We start from the raw sequence: 356 nt of genomic DNA on the forward strand, positions 1-356 counted from the left end.
TGCAGGGAATTTCAGACAACAAAAAACCCGCCGTGTGCGAGCGGTTTTATCGTGTCAAATCAAGGATTTGTATCTGGTTTCAGGGGGCCTGCAACCAAAGAAGACTGCTGCTTGTCAGCGGGTTCGTAGAGAAGCTCGCTGCATGACATAGTCGATTGATAAGCAGTCGTTTTTATCAATATTTTGTCTCGCTGCGTCTTTCCCGGTCAGACCGTGTCAGTCAGCCAGTCCTCGGTTCGAAGACCTTCCACCCGCTGGAATTCCCGAAGGTTCCCCGTCACGACAATCAGCCCCCTGCTCCGGGCATGCCCAGCAATCATGAGATCATACGGACCTATGATACGGCCATTCCGTTC

Annotated in this window: 1 pseudogene; it reads right to left on the bottom strand. The window is 52.0% G+C overall.

Going from position 1 to position 356, the window contains the following annotated elements:
- Positions 1-206 precede the first annotated feature (206 nt).
- A pseudogene (locus tag B7449_RS18270) lies at positions 207-356 on the bottom strand (VapC toxin family PIN domain ribonuclease); the annotation flags it as partial.

This window comes from Komagataeibacter intermedius TF2, assembly GCF_000964425.1.
Taxonomy (GTDB): domain Bacteria; phylum Pseudomonadota; class Alphaproteobacteria; order Acetobacterales; family Acetobacteraceae; genus Komagataeibacter; species Komagataeibacter intermedius.